This is a genomic window from Arthrobacter sedimenti, from assembly GCF_042652025.1.
In the GTDB taxonomy this organism is placed as follows: domain Bacteria; phylum Actinomycetota; class Actinomycetes; order Actinomycetales; family Micrococcaceae; genus Arthrobacter; species Arthrobacter sedimenti.
Genome location: NZ_JBHSDQ010000011.1, coordinates 20,152 through 43,588, shown reverse-complemented (window position 1 = coordinate 43,588; position 23,437 = coordinate 20,152). Strand labels below are relative to the sequence as shown.

The window sequence follows — 23,437 nt, the reverse complement described above, 5'->3', positions numbered from 1 at the left end:
CTCCTGGTGTTGTTGGCAAAACCAGCCTCCAGTTTAGCCAGCCTGCGCTGCGCCCCTGACAAACAGCAAAGCCGCCACAAGCCGATAGGATTGCAGCCGTGGGGCCCGCAGGTATGAACCAGCCATCAGCCGCGCGCCCCCAGGGGCGCAGGCGCACATGCATCATGCACGTGGACATGGATGCTTTCTTCGTTTCCGTGGAGCTCAGGACGCGCCCCGAACTTCGCGGCAAGCCCGTGATAGTGGGCTTCCCGGGAGAGCGCTCAGTTGTCCTCTCCGGCTCCTACGAGGCCCGCGCCTTCGGGGTGAAATCCGCAATGCCCATGGCCGTGGCCATGCGCATGTGCCCGCAGGCGGTGGTCATTGAACCCCGGCACAAGCTCTATTACGAGGTGTCGGGGCAGCTGATGGCCATCTTCGAATCCATCACCGGGCTCGTGGAGCCGCTTAGCGTGGACGAGGCGTTCCTGGACGTCACCGGCGCACTCCGCCGGCTGGGGCCGCCCAGGGGAATCGGTGAGCTGATCCGCCGTCGGGTCGCCGCGGAGCTGGGCATCACTGCCTCCGTGGGGATCGCAGAGACCAAATTCGTAGCGAAGATTGCCTCCACCCGATGCAAGCCCGACGGGCTCCTGCTTATCGGACCGGATGAAACCGTGCCGTATCTGCACAGCCTCCCCGTGGGTGCACTGTGGGGTGTGGGCGCCAAGACCGGGGAGGTCCTGGCGAAGATGGGAATCAGGACGGTGGCGGACGTTGCCGCAACACCGGTGTCCTCGCTCAAGAAGGTCCTGGGGGCCACCGGGGAGCATGTGCACCAGCTTGCCTGGGGCATCGACCCCCGACCGGTTACCCCGGTGCGGCTGGAGAAGAGCATCGGAGCCGAAGAGACCTTTGCCACGGATACCGACGACGAGGCACGCCTTCGCCGTGAACTCCTGCGGCTCTCGCACCGCACCGCCGCCCGGTTGCGGAGCTCCGGAATGGTGGCCAGGACAGTGGCGCTGAAGCTGCGCTTCGCCGATTTTTCCACGGTAACCCGCAGCAGGACGGTGCATACTCCGGTGGACAGCGCCCAGCTGATCTACGCAGTGGCGCTGCAGCTCCTGGAGTCGCTCGGAACCAGGGCCATGGCCGTAAGGCTCGTTGGAGTCCGGGCGGAGCAGCTCGAGGAGGCAGCGCGCACGTCGCTCCAGCTAAGCATCGACCGCCGGGACGAGAACTGGAGGGCGGCCGAGCAGGCCCTTGATGAGGTGACCCGGAGGTTTGGCAGCAAGTCTGTCCTGCCCGCACGTCTGATGGAGCCGGAAAACCGGCCCGGAGACGGCACGCAACGGCCTGCCTGACGGGTTCGCCGAAGTCATTGCCGTCTTTCAGATCAGCCCTCAACAATCTATCCTTATAGATACATAGTTTCGAGTGAATGGACTTACTGCCGGACCCTCTTGGACATGCTCCCGCTCCCGCGACCGCATGCTGAATTCCCGTTTTGCCACGGCCGGCAAAACGGGGAACTTACCAGCAACGGCAGGCGTTCTACGGAGTAGAAGTAGTGGCTGGGATCAGCCCGGACGTTGGCCTACAAAAGGAGGTCGTGATGCCGCTGTCGGAGCACGAACAGAAGCTGCTTGAGCAGCTTGAGAAGCAGCTTCACGAGGACGACCCGAAGTTCGCGAACTCAATGGGTTCGGACCCCGGGCGTTCATGGTCCACGAGGCATGTTGTTATTGGGGTCCTGTGCGCGCTGGCAGGTGTCTTCCTCTTGCTGGTCGGTGTCACCCTCCAGAACATCTTCGTCGGGGTCCTGGGCTTCGTGGTCATGGGCGGCGGAGTGTACTTCGCCACAATGCGAAGTTCCCGTGGGGGTTCTGCCGCCAAGGGCGGGGGAACAAAGCCAGGCAAGCAACGGAGTTCATTCATGAGCAGCCTGGAAGAGCGCTGGGACGAGCGCCGCAGGGGGGAGCCGTAACCACCTTGGGACTCCGCGTCCCACGTCCCTCCATTCCGCTCCCCTGATACAGGGGGAGCGCCCGTGAAGACCCGCTACGGCGGGTCTTTTCGCGTTTAAGGAACACAGTCCACGCATTCTGCCGGTGCCCGGCCACTGAGGGATTCGCTTGGGCCCAGCAAGGCCAAAAGCCCTCCACTTTCCACCACCACGCGTATTTCCCGCCATTTCAGGCCTTTCATCCCATAATTACAGCGCCGCAGGAGCCGTTTTGCGTTGACTGTGGTGGAAAGTGGAGTAATGTGGAGGACATAAGAGGGTGGTTGCAACATAGGGGATGTGCAGTTCCTGACAGCGGACAGGCGGTGGGCCAGTGTTTCTGGGCACTCACTCGCCGCGTCTGGATGAAAAGGGGCGGATCATTCTCCCCGCTAAGTTCCGCGAGGAGCTTGCCAGCGGCCTGGTGCTCACAAGGGGCCAGGAACGTTGCATCTACGTCTTCAGTGAGAAGGAATTTGCACGGGTTCACGAGCAAATGCGGGAGGCGCCAATTTCCTCCAAGCAGGCACGTGACTACATCCGCGTATTTCTCTCTGGAGCCTCTGACGAGGTACCTGACAAGCAGGGGCGCGTGACCATTCCACCGGCGCTCCGGGAGTATGCAGGACTCGGAAGGGAACTTGCCGTCATCGGCGCCGGTACCCGCGCCGAGATCTGGGACGCCCAGGCTTGGAATGAGTACCTCGCGGAGAAGGAGACGGCCTTTTCCGAAACTGACGATCCCATTCCAGGCATTCTCTGAATCCCGGAGCGGGGCAGCAGGTGGTTTCTTGGATGAGATCTCCAGCCGGCCCACCGGCTGCCAACCTGGCTCACCTTCCCCGGAGCCAGGCGGGCGGAACGGTAGGCGCGGATGGGGATCTGGTCCCAGAAGCAGCAGGTGACAACGACGGCGGGAAAGGACCAGGCATGACCGATCAACCCAAGCCCACGTCCGAACGCCATGTGCCGGTCCTCCGCGACCGGTGCATCAATTTGTTGGCACCGGGGTTCGAAGCGGCGAGGCTCCGCGGCGAAACCCCCATCGCCGTAGACGCAACCCTGGGGATGGGCGGCCACTCGGAGGCCATGCTCCAGAGGTTCCCCGACCTCCACCTCATCGGCATCGACCGTGACGAGGAAGCGCTGGCCCTCGCGGGGGAGCGGCTGGCTCCTTTCGCCGCCCGGACCGACCTGGTCCACGCGGTCTACGACGAAATCCAGGACGTTCTGGCAGACCTCGGCGTGGCCGAAGTGCACGGCATCCTGATGGACCTTGGTGTCTCTTCGCTGCAGCTCGATGAACGGGAGCGCGGCTTCGCCTACTCGTTCGACGCCCCGCTGGACATGCGGATGGACACCAGCCGCGGCCAAACGGCAGCGGATGTGGTCAATACCTACAGCGAAGCGGACCTGGTCCGGATCATCCGCAAGTGGGGCGAGGAGAAGTTCGCCGGACGGATCGCCAACAGGATCGTTGCAGCACGTGCGGTGAAGGAGTTCACCACCACCGGCGAGCTCGTCGAGCAGATCCGGTCCGTGGTTCCCGCCTCTGCGGCGAAGTCCGGCGGACACCCTGCCAAGCGGACTTTCCAGGCCCTGCGGATCGAGGTCAACGAAGAACTCGACGTCCTGGAACGGGCCGTCCCCGCCGCCGTCGACTCACTGGCTCTGGGCGGGCGCATCGTGATCATGTCCTACCACTCCCTGGAGGACAAGATCGTCAAGGGTGTCCTCCAGGCCCGTTCCAAGTCTTCAGCTCCGCTTGGCTTCCCCGTCGAGCTGGAAGAACACAAGCCTGAACTTAAGACCCTGACCAAAGGCACTGAGGTGCCTACCGCCGTCGAAATTGCTGAAAACCCGCGCGCTGCCTCCGCCAGGCTCCGCGCGGCAGAACGAATCAGAGCCAGGAGAGCTGCATGAGCACCGCCGCCGTCAAGAACTTTCCCATCGTTTCCGGTAGTTCGGCGGCAGATGCCAAGCCTGCAGGTGAACCCGGCGGCGGCCGGAAGGGGCGTACACCGCTTTCCGTGGTCCGCACGGCGCCCAAAAGGCGCCGGGCCCCCTTCGTCGTGCTCTGCTTTGCCATGCTCGCCGTCGCCTTGGTCGCTGTACTGGTCCTGAACATCTCTGTATCCACCGCCCAGTACCAGCTGGTGGAGCTGCGCGCCAAGCAGAGCTCATTGACCAAGACGAACCAGGACCTCACCCAGCAGGTGCAGAACTACGAGGCCCCGCAGAACCTGGCGGCCAAAGCCACCGAGCTTGGCATGGTGGCCTCCACGGTGAAGGGCCAGATTGACCTGTCCACCCTCTCAGTCACCGGAAAAGCCACCCCTGCAGTCAAGGGTGCGGCAGGAGGAGCGGTGATTCCGGCGCCGGCCGTGGCCGGGCAGCTCATTGTTCCACCGGCTCCCACGGGTGCAACAGCGGACAAGGCCACGACGCCGGACGCGGGCAAAGCGGCCCCCGCTCCGTCGGCAGGCCCGGCCCCAGCTACGGGCACGGCACCGGCCAATGTGGCCCAGCCGGCAGCCGCAGCCCAGGCGGCAGCCGCCGCCAAGGCTGCTGCGGCGGCTCCGGCACCCGCGCTTCACGGCGGCTCCGTTCCGGCGCCCCAGCAGAAGGTCCCCGGACACTAGGCCAAGGGGCAGGTCAGGCAGCAGCGTCGAGCAGCAAGGAATATCACGGTGGCGGAGAAGACCGGCAAGGCAGGACAAGGCAAGGCACCCAACGCCACGAAACGCTTGCGACTGGGACTGGGCGTCATGCTCACGCTCCTGCTGGTGGTGGGCGGGAAGCTTTTCCTGGTCCAGGGGCTGGACGTCGGGGGCATGGCTGAAGCGGCGTTGAACAGCCGGATGACCTCCGCCATCCTGCCTGCGGAGCGTGGCAGCATCCTGGACTCCCGCGGCACCGTCCTGGCCAACAGCGTGATCCGCTACAACATCGTGGTGGACCAGCGGGTCAACACCAAGACGGAATCCTACAAGCGGCTGGACCAGACGGACGGCCATGAAAAGCTGGTGGACGTCAGCCGCGACCAGGCAATTTCCGAGCTTGCGGCCGCCCTTGGCATGGACACGAATGCTGTCCGGGATGCCGTCACCGGCCAGCAGCCCTACTACATCGTGGCCAAGGACGTGAAGCCTGACGTCGAGGACCGCATCTCCAAACTCCAGGTGCCCGGCATCGTTGCCGAGGGCGTGAGCAAGCGCGTCTACCCGAACGGTGCCGTGGCCGGGGGAGTGGTGGGTTTCCTCCAGGACGGCACCACCGGCCTGGCCGGTATTGAGCAAACCCAGGACGACCAACTCAAGGGCAAGGACGGCAAGCGCCTGTTCGAGATTGGCGCCGATGGCTTGCGCATTCCGGTGGGCCTTGACGAGCTGACCCCGCCCCAGAACGGCAAGGACGTCAAGCTCACGCTCAACTCCGATCTTCAGTACTTTGCCCAGCAGGCCATCCAGAGCCAGGCGGACAAGCTCAGCGCCGAATGGGGCGTCATCATCGTGATGGACGCCAAGACCGGGAACCTCCTGGCCTTGGCAGACACGAACTCACCGGACCCGAACAACCCCGGACTCGTGGCTGCCAAGGACCGCGGTGTCCGCTCCGTGACCGCAGCCTACGAGCCCGGCTCCGTGGAGAAGATGATGACTGCGGCAGCTGTGATCGACGAGGGACTTGCAAAACCGCTGGACACCTTCACTATCCCGCCCACCTACACGGTTGATGGCCAGACGTTCAGCGACGCGTTCACCCACGGAACCGAGGAACGGACGCTTGCGGGCATCATCGGGTACTCCATGAACACCGGAACTGTCATGGCCGGCCAGCGGCTCAGCAAGGAACAGCGGTATGACTGGCTGAAGAAGTTCGGCATTGGCGAGGCGCCGGACATCGGACTGCCGGCGACCGCTTCGGGCATCCTCACACCGCCGGACCAGTGGGATGGACGCCAGCAGTACACCGTGCTGTTCGGGCAGGGCGTTTCCCAGTCCACGCTGCAGACCGTCCGTGCCTACCAAAGCATCGCCAACAACGGCGTCATGCTGCAGCCACGGCTGATCGATTCCTACATTTCGCCTGACGGCACCGAGGAGAAGGTGCCGGCCCAGCCGTCGCGGCAGGTTGTCTCCGGCAGTACGGCCCAGCAGGTCAAGGATATCCTGGAAAGCGCCGTCACCGAGGGCGAAATCAAGGACGCCGGGATCGACGGTTACCGGGTGGGAGCCAAGACCGGCACGTCCGAGTCGCCATGCGACGACGGCAAGTCGGGCTACTGCGGCTACACGGCCTCCATCGTGGGAATGGCGCCGATGGATGATCCGCGGTTTATTGTGGAGGTGGTGCTCCAGCGGCCGAAGGGCAGCATCTACGGCATCACCAACGGGCCGGTGTTCCGGTCCGTCATGAGCCAGGCGCTGCGGACCTACAACGTCCAGCCTTCAACCGGTACGCCGGCCAGGATGCCCCAGTACGCCAAATAGCCGCCGCGCGGGGCCGGAAGTACCAGCAGCATCCAGCGCATCACAGTGCCCGGGGCGAACCATGCCGGGCACGCACTAGCACCATCGGAGATCCCCTTGTCAGAGTTCACCACGCCCGGCAGCGACGCTGGCCGGGACGAAAGTCCAGGCCGCTTCCGGCCCGCAGCCGTAGCTGCCGTCCCGCTGGCCGCCGTCGGGCAGGCCCTTGGCGTAGCCGTGCCCGAACCTGCCGCTGACGCGGAGATCACCGGCATATCGCTCAACTCGCGCACTGTGGAGCCTGGCGACCTGTACGTGGCGCTCCCCGGAGCCACCAGGCACGGGGCGGACTTCGCCTCCGACGCCATCGGTGCAGGGGCAGTGGCCGTCCTCACCGACGACGCCGGGGCACGGCTGCTCGCCCTGTCCGCGGACACACCGGTCCCGGTGCTCGTCGTCGGGAATCCCCGCAACGAGGTGGGACCGCTTTCCGCCATGATTTACCGCAGCCAGGCCGATGACGGGCAGCCACTGCGGCTGTTCGGTGTCACCGGAACCAACGGGAAGACCACCACCACCTACTTCATCACCTCCCTGCTGCGTGCCCTGCGGCAGAAGACCGGTCTGATCGGAACCATCGAGATCCTGGCCGGCGGGAAGCCGATCCCCAGCCTCCTGACCACGCCGGAATCCACCGAGGTCCACGGGCTCGTGGCGCTCATGCGCGAACGCGGGCTTGACGCCGCCGCCATGGAGGTCTCCTCCCACGCCATCTCCTACCAGCGCGTCGACGGCCTGCTCTTCGACGTCGCGGGTTTCACCAACCTCACCCAGGACCACCTGGACCTGCACAACACCATGGAGGAGTACTTTGCCACCAAGGCGGAACTCTTCACGCCCGGGCGCGCGCGCCGGGCGGTGGTGACGGTCGACGACGAGTGGGGACGCCGGCTGGCCGGCAGCACCCGGGTGCCGGTCACCACGCTCAGCACGGACGGCAGCAACCAGGCGGACTGGACGATGGCAGCGACGGCGCCACGGGGGCTGGGTACCGACTTCACCCTTGCCGGTCCCGCTGGCGCCACCCTGAAAATCCACACAGGTTTGCCCGGAAGCTTCAACGTTGCCAACGCTGCCCTGGCTGCGCTGATGGTCCTCGCCTCCGGCGTGGACCTGGCCGACCTGCAGGCCGCCCTGGACAGTGCCGACCCCTTCACGGTGGCCGTGCCCGGACGCATGCAGCTGATCGCCGAGCAGCCCGCCGCCGTGGTGGACTTCGCCCACAACACCGACGCCCTGGCCCGGGCCCTGGAAGCAGTCCGCCCGCCCCAACCGGACTCCCGGCTGATCGTGGTGTTCGGTGCCACCGGACAGCGGGACCAGGGCAAACGACCCGCAATGGGTGCCATCGCGGCCCGGCTTGCCGACACCGTGATCATCACCGACGACGACCCCCACGACGAGGACGCGGCAGCGATCCGCTCCGACGTGATGGCCGGGGCACGCGAAGCCCTGGACAGCGGGTCATTGGGGGCCGAGCTGCTGGAGGTCTTCCCCCGCGACGAAGCCATCCACCACGCCGTGTCCCTGGCGCGCCCACAGGACACCATCCTGGTGGCCGGCCGGGGGCACGAGGTCTGGCAGGAAGTGAAGGGCGTCAATCTCGCCCTGGACGACAGGGTGGAACTGCGCAACGCCTTGACAGCCAGGGGATTCAACGTTCTCCATGACGACCGGATAGAGTCCTAGACCGAGATGATTGCATTTACTGCGGCGGAAATCGCCGAAATCACCAACGGGCGCCTGGACGCCGATCCCGGACTTACGCCCCTCTCGGTGGTGACGGATTCACGCGAAGCCACCCCGGGTTCGCTTTACGTCGCGAAGCCAGGCGAGCACGCCGACGGCCATGACTTCATCGACGCCGCCTTTGCCGCGGGTGCGGTGCTGGCGCTCGTCGAGCGCCCCGTGCCGGCACCGGACGGCGACGCGTACCCGTCGATCGTGGTGGCCGACGCCGTCCTGGCCATGGGCGCCCTTGCCGCCGAAGCCGTCCGCCGCATCCGGGCCGCACGTGCGGCAGCAGGAGACCAGCTGACAGTGGTCGGAATTACCGGCTCAGCCGGCAAGACCACCACCAAGGACCTCCTGGCCGGAATCCTGGCCACGCAAGGCAACACGGTGGCGCCGCAAGGCTCCTACAACGGCGAGGTGGGCGTGCCGCTCACGGTCTTCCGGGCCGGCACCGATACCCGCTACCTGGTCATCGAGATGGGGGCCACCGGCATTGGCCACATCCGCTACCTCGCAGAGATGGTCAAGCCGGACATCGGCGTGGTCCTGGCAGTGGGCACCGCGCACGCCGGCGAGTTCGGGGGAGTGGAAAACATTGCGCTTGCCAAGGGTGAGATGGTCGAAGGCCTGACCGCCGGCGGGACCGCGGTCATCAACCTCGACGACGAGCGTGTGGCCGCCATGCGCAGCCGTACCTCCGCTGCCGTCCTCGGCTTTTCCGCAGAAGGACGGGCGGACGCGCAGGTCCAGGCGCTCAACTCCGATACCAACGCCGGGGGCAGCCCCGAATTCGACCTCCAACTTCCGGATGGTGCCCCTCCCCGGCATGTAAGCAGCCGGCTCATCGGTGCGCACCACGTGGGAAACCTGCTCGCAGCCGCTGCAGCCGCGTGGGCTGCCGGCGTACCCGGAGACCACATCGCGGATTCGCTAAGCAACCAGGCGGCCGCGAGCCGCTGGCGCATGGAGCGCACGGAGCGGGCGGACGGCGTCACCATCATCAACGATGCGTACAACGCCAACCCGGAGTCCATGCGGGCAGCCCTTCGAACCCTTGCCGACCTTGGCCGCGGCCGCCGCACCTGGGCTGTCCTGGGTGCCATGCTGGAACTGGGCGAAGACTCCATCCGCGAGCACACCGCCGTCGGCACCCAGGTGGTGCGGCTCAACATCTCCAGGCTGCTGGTGGTGGGCCGGGAAGCCAGGGCCCTCTACGTTTCGGCCGTGCAGGAAGGGTCCTGGGGGGACGAGTGCCTCTTTGCCGAGACGGTGGATGAGGCCTTTGAAGTCCTGGACGCCGAGCTCCAGTCCGGCGACCTGGTGTTGTTCAAGTCCTCCAACAGCGTGGGACTTCGCCATTTGGGCGATCGGATAGCATTACCCCCAACCTCCACCCCTGCCGACGAAAGGAGCACTCTGCTGTGATTGCCCTGTTGATCGGCGCAGGCCTGGCCCTGCTGTGCTCCCTGGTGGGCACCCCGCTTTTCATCCGTCTCCTGGTGCGTCGCGGCTACGGCCAGTTCATCCGTGACGACGGGCCCACATCGCACCACACCAAGCGCGGTACCCCCACCATGGGCGGAACCGTGGTGGTGGCCTCCGTGCTGCTCAGTTACGGCCTTACGCATCTCATCATGCTCATGATGAACCCTGACTCGCCTGGACCATCGGCCTCGGCCCTGATCCTGTTGTTCCTCATGGTGGGCATGGGCCTGGTGGGCTTCCTGGACGACTTCATCAAGATTTCCCGGCAGCGCAGCCTTGGCCTCAACGCCAAGGCCAAACTCATCCTCCAGGCCGCCGTAGGCATCATCTTCGCCATCCTGGCGCTGAACTTCCCCAACGGCGCAGGCCTGACGCCCGCGTCCACAAAGATCTCCCTGGTCCGCGACCTGCCCTGGCTCGACCTTGCCTTCGGCGGGACGGTCCTTGGTGCCATCCTCTTCGTCATCTGGTCGAACCTGATCGTCACCGCGGCCACGAACGGCGTGAACCTCACCGATGGCCTGGACGGCCTGGCCGCCGGTGCGTCAATCATGGTTTTCGGCGCTTATACGCTGATGGGCATATGGCAGAGCAACCAGGCCTGCGGATCCCCCAGGGAGGCCGGCAGCGGCTGCTACCTGGTCAGGGACCCCCTGGACCTGGCGCTCCTGGCCGCGATCCTCAGCGCCGCGCTGGTGGGGTTCCTCTGGTGGAACACATCGCCGGCCAAGATCTTCATGGGCGACACCGGTTCGCTGGCCATCGGCGGCGCGGTGGCTGGTTTCGCCATCCTGTCCCGGACCGAACTCCTGCTGGGCATCGTGGGCGGCCTCTTCGTGCTGATCACCCTGTCCGTCATCATCCAGGTGGGCTACTTCAAAGCCACCGGCGGGAAGCGCGTGTTCAAGATGGCACCGCTGCAGCACCACTTCGAGCTAAAGGGATGGGCCGAAGTGACCGTCGTGGTCCGGTTCTGGATCCTGGGCGGACTCTTCGTCGCCGTCGGGTTGGGCATCTTCTACGCTGAATGGGTTGTACTGCTGTGACCGTTTCCCCACGCCTGGCAAACCTCGTCTCCTGGGACTCCGACTGGGCCGGCCTGCGCGTCGTCGTCACCGGCATCGGGGTATCCGGTTTCGCCGCTGCGGACACCCTGATCGAACTCGGTGCACGCGTCGTCGTGGTCGACGCCGCCACCAGTGACACAGCCCGCGCCCACGCGGACACCCTGAAGATCGTGGGCGCCGCCGACGTGCTGCTCGGCCCCGACGCCGTGACGCACATCCCGCGCATCGACGGCGAGCTTCCGGAACTGATTGTGACCTCGCCGGGATGGCGCCCGGACCAGGCGCTGCTCGCCGCAGCGGCACGGGCACACATTCCGGTGTGGGGCGACGTCGAACTCGCGTGGCGGGTGCGGACCAGGGAAGGCCGGAAGACGGCCGACTGGCTGGCAATCACCGGCACCAACGGCAAGACCACCACGGTGGGACTGACCGAATCCATGCTGCGGGCAGCGGGCCTCAAAGCCGTCGCCGTCGGCAACGTGGGCACCCCCATCTTGGATGCCCTCCGCGACCCCGTCGAGTACGACGTCTTCGCCGTCGAACTCTCCAGCTTCCAGCTGCACTGGGCGGAATCCGTTTCGCCGGTGGCCAGCGTCTGCCTGAACGTAGCCGAAGACCACGTCGACTGGCACGGCTCCTATGATTCCTACCTCGCGGACAAAGCGAAGGTGTACGAGCGGACCCAGAAGGCCTGCATCTACAACGCCGAGCAGATTGAAACCGAGCGCATGGTGGAAAACGCCGACGTCGTGGAAGGCTGCCGTGCGGTGGGCTTCACCACTGTCACGCCGGCAATCAGCATGCTCGGAGTGGTGGAGGGGCTGCTGGTGGACCGCGCCTTCATCGAGGAGCGCAGGAACAGCGCGGCTGAACTGGCCTCCATGGCAGACCTGGGACCGCTGGCCCCACGCCATATGGTGGCCAATGCCCTTGCCGCAGCCGGCCTGGTGCGCGCCTATGGCGTGGACGCCAAGGCAGTCCGCCAGGGCATCCTCGACTACGTCCCGGGCGACCACCGCATCCAGCCGGTCGCCCGCATGAATGGCGTCCTCTGGGTCAACGACTCCAAGGCCACCAATCCGCACGCAGCTTCAGCATCCCTGTCGGCTTTCAGCAACGTTGTCTGGATCGCCGGTGGCTTGTCCAAGGGCGTGAGCTACGACGAGCTTGTAAGGGACCACGCCGCGCGCCTCAAGGCCGTGGTACTGATCGGGACGGACACCGCCCACCTCCGGGAAGCCCTCCAGCGACACGCGCCCGATGTCCCGGTGATCGAACCGGGGGCAGGTGAGACTGAAGGGGTGCAGACTGCTTCCGCGTCCGGTGGCACCTCCGGCGGTTCCCCCGCAAAGGGAGAACGGGTGATGTCCTGGGCCGTTGAGTCAGCAGCACGGATCGCCGAGACCGGGGACACCGTGCTGATGGCTCCGGCAGCTGCTTCCATGGATCAGTTCTCTTCCTACGCTCACCGTGGTGGTACTTTCATCGACGCTGTCCGCGAGCTGGTGGAAGGGCAGGCCCACACCGGCGAGGAGTAACGATGGCCAGTACGCCCACCCGGCCCCAGGCCGGCAGGCCGCGCCTTGGCTCCACTGCTTCCGCCTCCCGGCAGCCAGCCTCTGCAGGCAGGAAACTGCGCACTCTGTACCGGCGCTTCTGGGCCGCCCTGGAGGGAACGGGCACGTCCCGGAACGGCTCCACGTACTACCTCATCCTTGGCGCCACGCTTGCGTTGACTGCCATCGGGATCATGATGGTCCTCTCTGCCTCCAGCGTCGAATCGATCGCCGCCGGAAAGTCGCCCTACGGGGACGCGCTGAAGCAGGGCGTCTTCGCCGCCATCGGCATCTTCACCATGTTCGTGTTGTCGCGCATCAACGTCACCTGGCTGAAGCGGCTCGCGTGGCCCGCTGTCGGGTTGGCCGTGGTGCTCCTTGTCGTGGTGCAGTTGGTTGGCACGGAGATCAACGGCAACCGGAACTGGGTTGACCTGGGCGGCATCACGTTCCAGCCTTCCGAGGCGGCAAAACTCGCCCTGGCGCTGTGGCTTGCCACGGTGCTGGCCAGGAAAGGCAAGCTGCTCAACCGTTGGCAGCACGTGCTGGTCCCCGCCGTCCCCATGGCGGCCATCATCGTCGTGCTGATCCTGGTGGGGAACGACCTGGGCACTGCCATGATCATCATGATGATCATGGCAGCCGCACTCTTCTTCGCAGGCGTTCCCCTCTACCTCTTCGGCATCGCGGGCCTTATCGCCGCTGCCGGCACGGCGGTCATGGCGGTCACCAGTTCGAACCGCATGTGCCGCATCACCTCATGGTGGACCGGCCAGTCCTGCGCCGACGGCATCGACGCCAACTACCAGGCCACCAACGGCATGTATGGCCTTGCCTCAGGGGGCTGGCTGGGAGTGGGCCTGGGACAGAGCCGGCAGAAGTACAGCTGGATTCCCGAAGCCCACAACGACTTCATCTTTGCCATCATCGGCGAGGAACTTGGCCTGGTGGGGACCGTCGTCGTCCTGGTTCTCTTCGCGATCCTCGGCGCTGCGATCTACCGCGTGGTGGTGGCACAGGAGGACATGTTCCACCGGGTCCTTGCGGGCACCATCATGGTGTGGCTGCTGGGCCAGGCCACGGTGAACATGTCCGTGGTCACCGGCCTCATGCCCGTCATCGGCGTGCCGCTGCCGTTTATTTCCTATGGCGGCTCGGCCCTGCTGATGTCGCTGTGCGCCGTGGGGGTGGTCCTCTCGCTGGCCCGGGAGCAGATGGCCCCGGCCATGCGCCCCAAGCGGATCCTTAAGTTCAGGATCCGGCCGGGGCGGGACAAGAGCCAACCAAAGAATTCCAGAAAGCGTGCCTACCCCAGATGACTTCGACAAAACCCTCTATCGTCCTTGCGGGCGGCGGAACCGCCGGCCATATCAGCCCCCTGCTCGCAATCGCCGCCGCCATTCGCAGCGAAGCCCCCGATGCCGCCGTCCTGGCCGTCGGAACGCCCGCCGGAATGGAAACCCGTCTGGTTCCCGCCGCCGGCGTGGACCTTGCCACGATCGACCGCGTGCCTTTTCCGCGGAAGCCGTCCGCGGACCTGCTCCGGCTGCCCGGAAGGCTGGCCGGCGCGGTCCGCCAGGCCGGAGCCATCCTGGACCGGGCTCAGGCTGACGTGCTGGTGGGCGTGGGCGGATACGTCTGCACCCCGATGTACCTGGCGGCGAGGAAGCGCGGCACGCCCATCGTGATCCATGAGGCGAATGCGCGCCCCGGACTGGCCAACCGGGTGGGAGCCTTCCTTGGCGGACGGGTAGCTGTGGCTTTCGACGGCACACCACTCCGCAACGCGGCGCACGTGGGGATGCCCATGCGCAAGGAGATCTCCGGCCTTGACCGGAAGACCGCCCGTACTGCCGCGCGGGAGGCGCTGGGGCTTGATCCCCAGCAGCCAACCTTGATTGTCACCGGCGGATCATCCGGGGCGCAGAGCATCAACCGGACCATTGCCGCCGCCGTGGACCTGCTTGCCGATGCCGGCGTCCAGACCCTGCACATCACCGGCCGCGGCAAAACCGTCCTGGACCAGGCCGGGCAACCCCTCACTGCCAAGGGGTACCGGCAGGTGGAGTACATCGACGGAATGGAACTTGCCTATGCTGCCGCGGACCTGCTTCTGGCACGGTCCGGGGCCGCCACAGTGTCCGAGGTTGCCGCCGTGGGGGTTCCGGCTGTCCTGGTACCCCTGCCCATCGGCAACGGCGAACAGGCGCTGAACGCAAAGGGCCTGGTAGCGGCCGGAGGCGCACTGCTGGTGGCTGACCGCGACTTCACGGCTGCATGGGTTGAGCGCGAGCTGCTTCCGTTGATCACCGATAAAGCACGGCTCGCCGCCATGGAAGCCAAGTCCTACCGGCTCGGCATCCGAAACGCCGACCAGCGAATGGCTGGTCTTGTCCTGGAAGCGGTATCAGCATGACCTCCCACAACACGCCCGGCCTGGACTCCCTTGGAAAGGTGCACTTCATTGGCATCGGGGGAGTAGGCATGTCCGCCGTGGCCCGCATCATGGTGGCACGGGGCGTCCCCGTCAGCGGCTCCGATGCCAAGGACCTGCCGGTCATGGCGGACCTCGCCGCTGCCGGAGCGCGCATAGCGGTGGGCTACGCGGCCGGCAACCTGGGCGACGCGCAGACCGTCGTGGCCGGATCGGCAATCCGTGAAGACAATCCTGAACTGGCGGCAGCGCGGCAAGCGGGGCTGCCGGTGCTGCACCGTTCGCAGGCGCTGGCGGCCACCATGGGCGACGACGTTGTGGTGACCGTGGCCGGAACGCATGGCAAGTCCACCACGACGTCGATGATCACCGTCCTGCTGCGGGCAGCGGGCCTGGATCCCAGCTTCGCCGTGGGAGCCAACATTCCCGCGCTTGGCGTCAACGCTGCGCACGGGGCCTCGGGAATCTTCGTCGCCGAGGCAGACGAGTCCGACGGCTCCTTCCTGAACTACCGGCCCCGCATCGCCGTCGTCACCAACGTGGAGCCTGACCACCTGGACTACTACGGCACCGCTGAAGCCGTTTACCAGTCCTTTGACCGCTTCACTGAGCTGCTGCCCGCGGACGGCCTGCTGGTGGCCTGCGCGGACGATGCCGGCGCCCTGGCCCTCGCGGACCGGACCAAGGCGCGGGGCAACACGCGGGTGGTCCTGTACGGTACCGGCGAGGCTGCGGACATCAGGCTGGACGACGGCGGCCCCGGCCAGGTTGCGGTGGCAACAGGCGGTGCCCGGTACGGTCTGTCGCTGCAGGTTCCCGGCAGGCACAACGCCCTGAACGCCGCTGCCGCCTTTGCCGTTGCCCTTGAACTGGGCGTGGACCCGGCCGCAGCGGCCGAGGGCCTGGCCAGCTTCGCCGGTGCCTCCCGCCGCTTCGAGCTGAAGGGCGCGGAGCGGGGGGTGCGGGTGTTTGACGACTATGCCCACCATCCCACTGAAGTCCGTGCGGCCCTGACCGCAGCCCGTTCGGTGGCAGGGGGCAACAAGGTGCATGTCCTGTTCCAGCCGCACCTGTTCTCCCGCACCCGCGAGTTCGCCGCAGAGTTTGCCGATGCCCTCAACCTCGCAGACACCGCCCTGGTCCTGGACATCTACCCCGCAAGGGAAGACCCCATTCCCGGCGTCACCAGCCAGCTCATTGCCGACCACCTCACGGAGGGTGGCCGGTTGGTCAGCGCAGAGGACGCGGTGAAGACGCTCGCCGGAGTGGCAGGGGAAGGGGACGTTGTCCTCACCGTTGGCGCGGGCGACGTCACGGCTTACGGGCCCCGGATCGTGGAGGCGCTGCGTGCCTAGCTCCCGGCGTCCCACTTACGCCCCGCCCAAACGGAACACCCGCCCGGCTCCCGGGCAGGGGACCGGCACGCCGAATGAGGCGACCGGCGGCGCCGGCGGGGACGTGATTACCGCATCGCGCAGCATTCCGGAGCAGGCGGCACAGAAACCCGCCCGGAAGCCGGCGCAGGAGCAGAAACCGGCCGGGGCAACCGTCCTGGCGTTCCCCGAGCCGAAGGGCCGGCGGCGCCGGAAGAAAGTCCTGCTCGCCGTCGGAACCGTGATTGCGCTGGTGGCCGCCCTGCTGGCCGCCGCCGTCTACTCACCTGTCCTTGCCCTCAAGACCGTCTCGGTCTCCGGCACCCGGCTGGTCACCCCGGAGCAGGTGCAGGCCGCGCTGGAGCCCCTGCGCGGAAAACCGTTGCCGCAAATCAGCGACGACGACGTGCGCGGCCTGCTTGGTTCACTGATCCAGGTGAAATCCGTTTCCGTTGAGGCGCGCCCGCCATCCACCCTTGCCGTCGCCGTGCACGAGCGGGTACCCGTGGCTTTGGTCAAGCAGGGGGAGCAGTACCAGCTGGTCGACGTCGATGGCGTGCAGTTGGGCACCACTGATGATCCCTCGGCGGCCTCCCTTCCCGTGATCGACGGCGGCGCCGGGGCGATTGGCCAGGACCTGTTCCGGGCCACCGCGGCGGTCCTGGGGGCGCTGCCCGCAGACGTGCTGGCCAAGCTGTCCAATGCCTCAGCGCAGTCCGTGGACGCCGTGGAACTCAAGCTGGTGGACGGCCAGACCATCGTGTGGGGCAACGCTTCGGAGAAGGAACTCAAAGCCAAGGTCCTGGCCGCGCTCCTCAAGGCTCCGGCAGATCCCAAGAACCCGGTCAAGGTCTACGATGTCAGTGTGCCCCGGCACCCCGTGACGCGCTGAGCGCTTTCTTTCCCGGTATTAATCCGACACGCGGACCCGGTTATTGAATGTGTCTTCCAGAGGAAATACCGTCACAGACAAGAGTTACTTGACATAACTCTAACCTTCAAGTGGAGGGTTAGGGTTGAGGGTTTCAAGCTCACCATCAGTTTTCGCAATAAGACACGAACAAGGGACACGTAACGTGGCAGCTCCGCAGAATTACTTGGCCGTCATCAAAGTCGTCGGCATCGGCGGCGGTGGCGTGAACGCAGTCAACCGCATGATCGAGGTCGGCCTCAGGGGTGTTGAGTTCATCGCCATCAACACCGACGCCCAGGCCTTGCTGATGAGCGACGCGGACGTGAAGCTCGACGTCGGACGCGAGCTGACCCGCGGCCTGGGTGCAGGCGCCAACCCCGAGGTGGGCAAGCAGGCCGCCGAGGACCACGCGGACGAAATCGAGGAAGTGCTCCGCGGCGCCGACATGGTCTTCGTCACCGCCGGCGAGGGCGGCGGCACGGGCACCGGCGGCGCGCCGGTCGTTGCCCGCATCGCCCGCTCGCTTGGAGCCCTGACCATCGGTGTGGTCACCCGCCCCTTCACCTTCGAGGGCCGCCGCCGTGCCGGTTCGGCCGAGGCGGGCATCGATGCCCTGCGCGACGAGGTGGACACGCTGATCGTGATCCCCAACGACCGCCTGTTGTCCATCAGCGACCGCAATGTGTCCGTCCTTGACGCGTTCCGCTCCGCTGACCAGGTCCTGCTCTCGGGCGTCCAGGGCATCACGGACCTCATCACCACGCCGGGCCTGATCAACCTCGACTTCGCGGACGTTAAGTCCGTTATGCAGGGCGCCGGCTCAGCCCTCATGGGCATCGGCTCCGCCCGCGGCGAGGACCGCGCAGTCAAGGCAGCCGAACTGGCCATCGCCTCGCCGCTGCTGGAAGCATCCATCGACGGCGCGCACGGCGTGCTGCTGTCCATCCAGGGCGGCTCCGACCTCGGCCTGTTCGAAATCAATGAGGCCGCACGGCTGGTCCAGGAAGTGGCCCACCCCGAAGCCAACATCATCTTCGGCGCCGTTATCGATGACGCCCTTGGCGATGAAGCACGCGTGACCGTGATCGCGGCAGGGTTCGACGACGTCAAGGCCACCTCGCCCTCCATGGACCAGTCCCAGCCGCAGGCCGCCCCGCAGCGGCCCGCTGCCCCTGCCGCCGCTCCGGCCTCGGCCCCGCAAAACGGAAACCACCAGGGCAACGGAAACCACCAGCAGAACGTCCAGCCGCTCCACGCCGGCATTGGCGCCGCGGGACTCAGCAACTGGGGCCAGCAGCGTCCCTCGGCTGTCCCCGCGGACTCCGGCTTCGACGTCGACCTGCCTTCCGTGGTGGAGCCGGACCTGACCGGCAACCACCCGGATGACCTGGATGTCCCCGACTTCCTGAAGTAGGCGGCGGCTTGTTCCATTGGCGTGCCGACATCCTGCCCGGGGTGTCGGCCGCATTCACCAATGTGGATGCCGGGAACCTGGCACTGCACGTGGGGGATGATCCCGCTGCGGTCCAGGGGCGCCGCGCACGTTTGGAGCAGTCCATCGGCGTGGCACCGCAGTCTCTGCGTTTCATGAACCAAGTCCACGGCACCACGGTGGCGCTGATGGATACCGAGTCGGCGGCGCCTGAAGCCGACGCCATGGTGTCCCGCCGCCTGCCCCTGGCGGTCATGGTGGCGGACTGCATTCCGGTGCTGCTGGCGGGGGAGTCCGGCGACGGCCCTGTCCTTGCGGCCGTTCATGCCGGCCGCCCCGGTGTCGCAAACGGCATCCTGCCTGCCGCGGTGGAGCGCATGGAGTCCCTTGGCGCTACCCGGATCCGTGCCTGGCTGGGACCGTCGATTTGCGGGGCCTGCTACGAAGTTCCCGCTGCCTTGCGCGATGACGTGGCCGCCCTGGTTCCCGCAACCCGGAGCACCACGTCCTGGGACACCCCCGCCCTTGACCTTCCAGCCGGGGCGCGGAGCCAGCTGGAGGCCGTTGGGGTGGACGTGGAATACACAGGCGCCTGCACGCTTGAGACGGAAACCCTCTATTCATACCGCCGGGACCGCCATACGGGCCGTTTCGCCGGGCTGGTCTGGTGCCATGACTGAGCTGTCGGCGCCAGGGCAGGGCCAGGGTGAAGACACCCGCACCGCAGAACTTGCCCAGCGGATCTCCGCGGTACGGTCCCGGATCGTGAAGGCGGCTGACAGGGCGGGCCGCAGCGACCGGCTGCCCGCCCTGATCGTGGTCACCAAGTTCCACCCGGCAGAGGATATCCGGCGGCTTGCAGCCTTGGGGATCAAGGACGTCGGTGAGAACCGCGACCAGGAAGCAGCCGCCAAAGCCCTGGAGCTGGCCGACCTTGCCCTCACCTGGCATTTCGTGGGCCAACTGCAGACCAAGAAGGCCAAGTCCGTGGCACGCTATGCCTCCGCGGTCCACTCGGTGGACCGGACGCCGCTCGTGGATGCGCTGGCAAAGGCGGTGGGGAACGAGATGGAGTCCAGCGGCCGCGCCCCGCTGGACTGCTTCATCCAGGTCAACCTGGATGATCAGACGGACGACGCCGGCACGCACCGCGGCGGGGCTGCCCCCACCGATGTGCCGGTCATCGCAGAACGTATCGCCGCCTCGAAAGCCCTTAGCCTGGCCGGCGTGATGGCAGTTGCCCCGCTGGGGATGCCGCCGGAGCCGGCGTTCCAAAAGCTTGCCGGGATTTCCGCCCGGCTCGCAGCGGCTTACCCCGCCGCGACGGCCATTTCCGCAGGCATGAGCCAGGACCTGGAAGCTGCCATCAAGTTCGGGGCGACACACCTGCGAATCGGTTCCGATATTCTCGGTTCCCGTCCCGCCGTGGGGTAGCGTCGGACCTATTGGAAGTGATGGGCGGGGGACTCCAGTGCTGTCAAATCATTGGGCGGCCCGCTTACGGGACACGATTAGGAGTCGACCATGGCCGGCGCTCTGCGCAAGACAATGATCTATCTTGGGCTCGCCGACGGCGACGAGCATTACGAGCCCGAGCAACAGACCACACGTAAGGATGAGGACGAACCGATGGAAGTTGACCGCGAGGAACGCCGTGCCCCGGCACCGGTCCGCGAAGTCAGCCGCGAGGCGTCCTACGCCCCTGAAGAGGAATACCGCGCCCCTGTGACCCCGATTAAGCGTGCGGCCTCGAGCCGCGAAGAGAACACCGGTCTGCGCCAGATCACTACCATCCACCCGCGCTCCTACAACGATGCCAAGCTCATCGGTGAGAGCTTCCGGGACGGCATTCCGGTAATCATGAATGTCACGGACATGGGTGAGGCTGACGCCAAGCGCCTGGTGGATTTCTCCGCCGGCCTCGTCTTTGGCCTCCGGGGCAGCATCGAGCGGGTGACCAACAAGGTGTTCCTGCTCTCACCGTCCTATGTCGAAGTGATCGGTGACGACAAGAAGGCCAGTGATACCCAGGCCAGCTTCTTCAACCAAAGCTGAACATCAGGGCTCGTCAGATGCCAGGCAGGGACACCTGTCTGGCATCTGTGCTGAAATAGACAAGACACCGGCAGCACAACAGCGGCATCCATCATGGACGTGCCGCACGAATATGGAGATATGAAATAAGTCATGGGAATTGTTTTCGGACTTCTCTATCTCGCCCTGCTGCTGTTCTTTGTTGCCCTCATCATCCGCCTGGTGTTCGACTGGGTACAGATGTTCGCCAGGGAATGGCGCCCGCGGGGCGCGGCCCTGGTGGTGGCACATGCCGTGTACTCCATCACGGACCCTCCGCTCAAGGGACTGCGGCGGCTCATACCGCCGCTCCGGCTGGGCGGCATTTCCCTGGACCTGGGCTTCCTGATCCTGTTCATCGGCGTCAGCATTGCGATGAGCGTCACCAGGAGCCTGGCCTGAGCCAGCAATTAGACCGGCAATGCAGGTTGTTCCGCTAATGAGCGGCTACTGTAAAGCGAAGAAACCTCCGGTTTGACACTGCAGTGTTGAATTAGAGTAAGCAGACCAAATTTAGGTACCGTAGTTTTGACGGCCGGAAGGCCTACTGACTAACCAGACCAGTGAGGTGACCAGATGGCTTTGACGCCAGAAGACGTTGTCAACAAGCGCTTTCAGCCCACCAAGTTCCGTGAGGGCTATGACCAGGACGAGGTTGACGACTTCCTGGACGAAATCGTCGTTGAACTCCGCCGCCTGAACCAGGAAAATGACGAGCTCCGCAAGAAGCTCGCCGAAGCCGGTTCCAGCGTGCCGGCAAGCTCCGCTGCCGCACCTGTGGTGGAGAAGGTCCCCGCGCCGGTCAAGGCCGACAAGGACGAGGCCCGCGAGAAGGCAGAAGCGGAAGCCAAGGCCGCCGAAGCCAAGAAGAAGGACGTCGAGCCCGCTTCCCCGGCTGCTGCCGCACCGGCCGCGCCCGCAGCTGTCGCTACCCCCTCCGCCGAATCCGCCGCAGGTCTGCTCGCCATGGCACAGCAGATGCACGACCGCCATGTCGCCGACGGCCAGGCGCAGAAGGACAAGATCATCGCCGAGGCGCAGATCGAAGCCAGCAGCCTCGTCAACGACGCCCAGGAAAAGTCCCGCAAGATCCTCGGCGCACTCGAGCAGCAGCGCTCGGTCCTGGAGCGCAAGGTGGAACAGCTCCGCGGCTTCGAACGCGATTACCGTTCACGCCTGAAGGCCTACATCGAAGGCCAGCTCCGCGACCTGGATGCCCGTGGCTCCGTTGCGACGCCGGAAGTCAGCGAAGCGAACTAAGTCTGGCAGCACGTATTCTGAAAGCCGGTGGCTGAGGATTCCTCGGCCGCCGGCTTTTGGCATTGACGCCCAGTTCCCCGAATTGAAAGCACCATGACTGACGAAATTGCCGCAGGCGCGGCACGCCCTGTCCCTCCCTCGCCCCGCCCCCGCCGGGCAGTCCTGCTGTCCCTGTTTGCCGGCTTCGCGGTTTTCGCCTATGTCCTGGACCAGCTGACCAAACTCTGGGTGACCTCCACCATGGTGGAAGGTGAGCGGATCCCCGTGCTGCCACCCCTGCTCCACTGGTATTTCATCCGCAATTCAGGTGCGGCCTTTTCCATTGGCGAGAACGTCACCTGGGTCTTTTCCATCATCATGGCAGGCGTTGCCATCGCCATCCTGTTCCAGGTGCGCAGGCTGGGCTCGGCCTGGTGGTCGCTGGCATTGGGCCTGCTGCTTGGCGGCGCCCTGGGCAACCTCACGGACCGGCTTTTCCGTGAGCCGTCCTTTGGCATGGGGCACGTGGTGGACTTCATCCAACTCCCCAACTTCGCCATCTTCAATATCGCTGATTCCGCCGTGGTGTCCGCTGTCGCCATCATCTGCATCCTGACCCTGCGGGGGATCGCCCTCGACGGAACGCGGCTGGGGAGCGGACACAGGGACAAGCCCGACCATGAGTGAGCGCATTGTCGTCGCCGAAGAGTTTGGCGGCACACGGGCCGACGCCGGTCTGGCCGGCATCCTGGGTGTGTCCCGTTCCGTTGCCGCGACCCTGCTGGCGGAAGGTCACGTGCTGAACAAGGGCAAGGCGTTGCCGAAGTCGGCAAAACTCGTGGCAGGGGAAATCCTGGACGTCACCGTGCCGGAGCGCCGGGACCCGCTGGAAGTCGTGGAGGAAGCTGTGGAAGGCCTGAACATCCTGCTCGACGATGACGATTTCGTCGTCGTCGACAAGCCCGTCGGTGTGGCAGCCCACCCCTCGCCGGGCTGGGTGGGCCCCACCGTGGTTGGCGGGCTCGCCGCTGCCGGCTACCGGATCTCCACCTCGGGAGCCCCCGAGCGGGCGGGCATCGTCCACCGGCTCGACGTCGGAACTTCGGGTGTGATGGTGGTGGCCAAGTCAGAGCGGGCCTACACAGCCCTCAAGCGGGCGTTCAAGGAGCGCACCGTGGACAAGGTGTACCACGCGGTGGTGCAGGGCCTGCCCGACCCCCTGACCGGTACCATCGACGCCCCCATCGGCCGCCACCCCGGCCACGACTGGCGTTTCGCCGTCATCGAGGACGGGCGGCCCTCCGTGACCCATTACGAAGTCCTGGAAGCCTTCGGCAAGGCCAGCCTGGTGGAGGTCCACCTTGAAACCGGGCGGACGCACCAGATCCGGGTGCACTTTTCCGCCCTCCGCCACCCCTGCGCCGGCGACCTCACCTACGGCGCCGATCCCCGCCTGGCTGCCAACCTGGGGCTCACGCGGCAGTGGCTGCATGCCCGTCAACTGGCCTTTGACCACCCCGTGACGGGGGAGCGGGTTACGGTCACCAGCGAGTACCCGCAGGACCTTTCCTACGCCCTGGAAGTGCTGGAATCGGGCCAGGCCTGACACGGA

The 23,437-nt window shown here is 66.0% G+C and carries 22 protein-coding genes; all 22 read left to right on the top strand.

Features of this window, described 5'->3' with window-relative positions; genetic code table 11:
* Nucleotides 1-113 precede the first annotated feature (113 nt).
* The 22 genes from dinB (at nucleotide 114) to ACFO0G_RS18505 (ending at nucleotide 23,431) form a co-directional block, all read left to right on the top strand.
* Entirely contained in the window at nucleotides 114-1,346 is a 1,233-nt protein-coding gene (gene dinB, locus ACFO0G_RS18610) for a DNA polymerase IV (RefSeq protein WP_376979453.1), read from the top strand.
* Between the two features lie 251 nt (nucleotides 1,347-1,597).
* Nucleotides 1,598-1,969, top strand: a complete 372-nt coding sequence (locus ACFO0G_RS18605) for a DUF3040 domain-containing protein (protein WP_286403332.1) — start codon at nucleotides 1,598-1,600, stop codon at nucleotides 1,967-1,969.
* 352 nt (nucleotides 1,970-2,321) lie between these two features.
* Nucleotides 2,322-2,750, top strand: a complete 429-nt coding sequence (gene mraZ, locus ACFO0G_RS18600; protein WP_018763545.1) for a division/cell wall cluster transcriptional repressor MraZ — start codon at nucleotides 2,322-2,324, stop codon at nucleotides 2,748-2,750.
* Nucleotides 2,751-2,917: 167 nt separating this feature from the next.
* Nucleotides 2,918-3,910, top strand: a complete 993-nt coding sequence (gene rsmH / locus ACFO0G_RS18595) for a 16S rRNA (cytosine(1402)-N(4))-methyltransferase RsmH (protein WP_142134347.1) — start codon at nucleotides 2,918-2,920, stop codon at nucleotides 3,908-3,910.
* Nucleotides 3,907-4,629: a cell division protein FtsL gene (gene ftsL / locus ACFO0G_RS18590; RefSeq protein ID WP_286403335.1), complete on the top strand. Its 723-nt coding sequence runs from the start codon at nucleotides 3,907-3,909 to the stop codon at nucleotides 4,627-4,629. Before rsmH ends, ftsL begins: the two co-directional genes overlap by 4 nt.
* Before the next feature lie 48 nt (nucleotides 4,630-4,677).
* On the top strand, nucleotides 4,678-6,480 hold the full coding sequence (locus ACFO0G_RS18585) for a peptidoglycan D,D-transpeptidase FtsI family protein (RefSeq protein WP_286403337.1): 1,803 nt from the start codon (nucleotides 4,678-4,680) through the stop codon (nucleotides 6,478-6,480).
* A 96-nt stretch (nucleotides 6,481-6,576) separates the two neighbouring features.
* A complete protein-coding gene (locus ACFO0G_RS18580) occupies nucleotides 6,577-8,208 on the top strand; it encodes a UDP-N-acetylmuramoyl-L-alanyl-D-glutamate--2,6-diaminopimelate ligase (protein WP_286403338.1) in 1,632 nt (543 codons plus the stop codon).
* Nucleotides 8,209-8,214: 6 nt separating this feature from the next.
* Nucleotides 8,215-9,678 (top strand): UDP-N-acetylmuramoyl-tripeptide--D-alanyl-D-alanine ligase, encoded by a 1,464-nt coding sequence (locus ACFO0G_RS18575; RefSeq protein WP_286403340.1) that lies wholly within the window; start codon nucleotides 8,215-8,217, stop codon nucleotides 9,676-9,678.
* Nucleotides 9,675-10,784 carry a phospho-N-acetylmuramoyl-pentapeptide-transferase gene (gene mraY, locus ACFO0G_RS18570; protein WP_142134337.1) on the top strand — a complete coding sequence of 370 codons (1,110 nt, stop codon included), beginning with the start codon at nucleotides 9,675-9,677 and terminating at the stop codon, nucleotides 10,782-10,784. Before ACFO0G_RS18575 ends, mraY begins: the two co-directional genes overlap by 4 nt.
* Nucleotides 10,766-12,343 (top strand): UDP-N-acetylmuramoyl-L-alanine--D-glutamate ligase, encoded by a 1,578-nt coding sequence (gene murD, locus ACFO0G_RS18565; RefSeq protein ID WP_286403342.1) that lies wholly within the window; start codon nucleotides 10,766-10,768, stop codon nucleotides 12,341-12,343. Before mraY ends, murD begins: the two co-directional genes overlap by 19 nt.
* Nucleotides 12,344-12,345: 2 nt before the next feature.
* Nucleotides 12,346-13,680, top strand: a complete 1,335-nt coding sequence (ftsW, locus tag ACFO0G_RS18560) for a putative lipid II flippase FtsW (RefSeq protein ID WP_286403343.1) — start codon at nucleotides 12,346-12,348, stop codon at nucleotides 13,678-13,680.
* Nucleotides 13,677-14,777, top strand: a complete 1,101-nt coding sequence (gene murG, locus ACFO0G_RS18555; protein ID WP_286403344.1) for an undecaprenyldiphospho-muramoylpentapeptide beta-N-acetylglucosaminyltransferase — start codon at nucleotides 13,677-13,679, stop codon at nucleotides 14,775-14,777. Before ftsW ends, murG begins: the two co-directional genes overlap by 4 nt.
* Complete coding sequence (murC, locus tag ACFO0G_RS18550) at nucleotides 14,774-16,150, top strand: UDP-N-acetylmuramate--L-alanine ligase (RefSeq protein WP_376979448.1); 1,377 nt, start codon at nucleotides 14,774-14,776, stop codon at nucleotides 16,148-16,150. Before murG ends, murC begins: the two co-directional genes overlap by 4 nt.
* Nucleotides 16,143-17,060: a cell division protein FtsQ/DivIB gene (locus ACFO0G_RS18545; RefSeq protein ID WP_286403348.1), complete on the top strand. Its 918-nt coding sequence runs from the start codon at nucleotides 16,143-16,145 to the stop codon at nucleotides 17,058-17,060. Before murC ends, ACFO0G_RS18545 begins: the two co-directional genes overlap by 8 nt.
* Before the next feature lie 184 nt (nucleotides 17,061-17,244).
* Nucleotides 17,245-18,495 (top strand): cell division protein FtsZ, encoded by a 1,251-nt coding sequence (gene ftsZ, locus ACFO0G_RS18540; RefSeq protein WP_142134327.1) that lies wholly within the window; start codon nucleotides 17,245-17,247, stop codon nucleotides 18,493-18,495.
* A gap of 8 nt (nucleotides 18,496-18,503) precedes the next feature.
* A complete protein-coding gene (gene pgeF / locus ACFO0G_RS18535) occupies nucleotides 18,504-19,193 on the top strand; it encodes a peptidoglycan editing factor PgeF (protein ID WP_286403351.1) in 690 nt (229 codons plus the stop codon).
* Nucleotides 19,186-19,947, top strand: a complete 762-nt coding sequence (locus ACFO0G_RS18530; protein WP_286403352.1) for a YggS family pyridoxal phosphate-dependent enzyme — start codon at nucleotides 19,186-19,188, stop codon at nucleotides 19,945-19,947. Before pgeF ends, ACFO0G_RS18530 begins: the two co-directional genes overlap by 8 nt.
* 90 nt (nucleotides 19,948-20,037) lie before the next feature.
* Nucleotides 20,038-20,568: a cell division protein SepF gene (locus ACFO0G_RS18525; RefSeq protein ID WP_141160844.1), complete on the top strand. Its 531-nt coding sequence runs from the start codon at nucleotides 20,038-20,040 to the stop codon at nucleotides 20,566-20,568.
* Nucleotides 20,569-20,700: 132 nt separating this feature from the next.
* Nucleotides 20,701-20,988 carry a YggT family protein gene (locus ACFO0G_RS18520; RefSeq protein ID WP_142134322.1) on the top strand — a complete coding sequence of 96 codons (288 nt, stop codon included), beginning with the start codon at nucleotides 20,701-20,703 and terminating at the stop codon, nucleotides 20,986-20,988.
* Between the two features lie 174 nt (nucleotides 20,989-21,162).
* Nucleotides 21,163-21,846, top strand: coding sequence for a DivIVA domain-containing protein (locus ACFO0G_RS18515; RefSeq protein ID WP_286403355.1), 684 nt, complete (start codon nucleotides 21,163-21,165; stop codon nucleotides 21,844-21,846).
* A 93-nt stretch (nucleotides 21,847-21,939) separates the two neighbouring features.
* Nucleotides 21,940-22,512: a signal peptidase II gene (lspA, locus tag ACFO0G_RS18510; RefSeq protein ID WP_286403357.1), complete on the top strand. Its 573-nt coding sequence runs from the start codon at nucleotides 21,940-21,942 to the stop codon at nucleotides 22,510-22,512.
* The gene (locus ACFO0G_RS18505) at nucleotides 22,505-23,431 is read left to right on the top strand and encodes an RluA family pseudouridine synthase (protein ID WP_286403359.1); all 927 of its coding nucleotides are present in this window, start codon (nucleotides 22,505-22,507) and stop codon (nucleotides 23,429-23,431) included. The genes lspA and ACFO0G_RS18505 overlap by 8 nt, the downstream gene beginning before the upstream one ends.
* The last annotated feature ends 6 nt before the right edge of the window (nucleotides 23,432-23,437 follow it).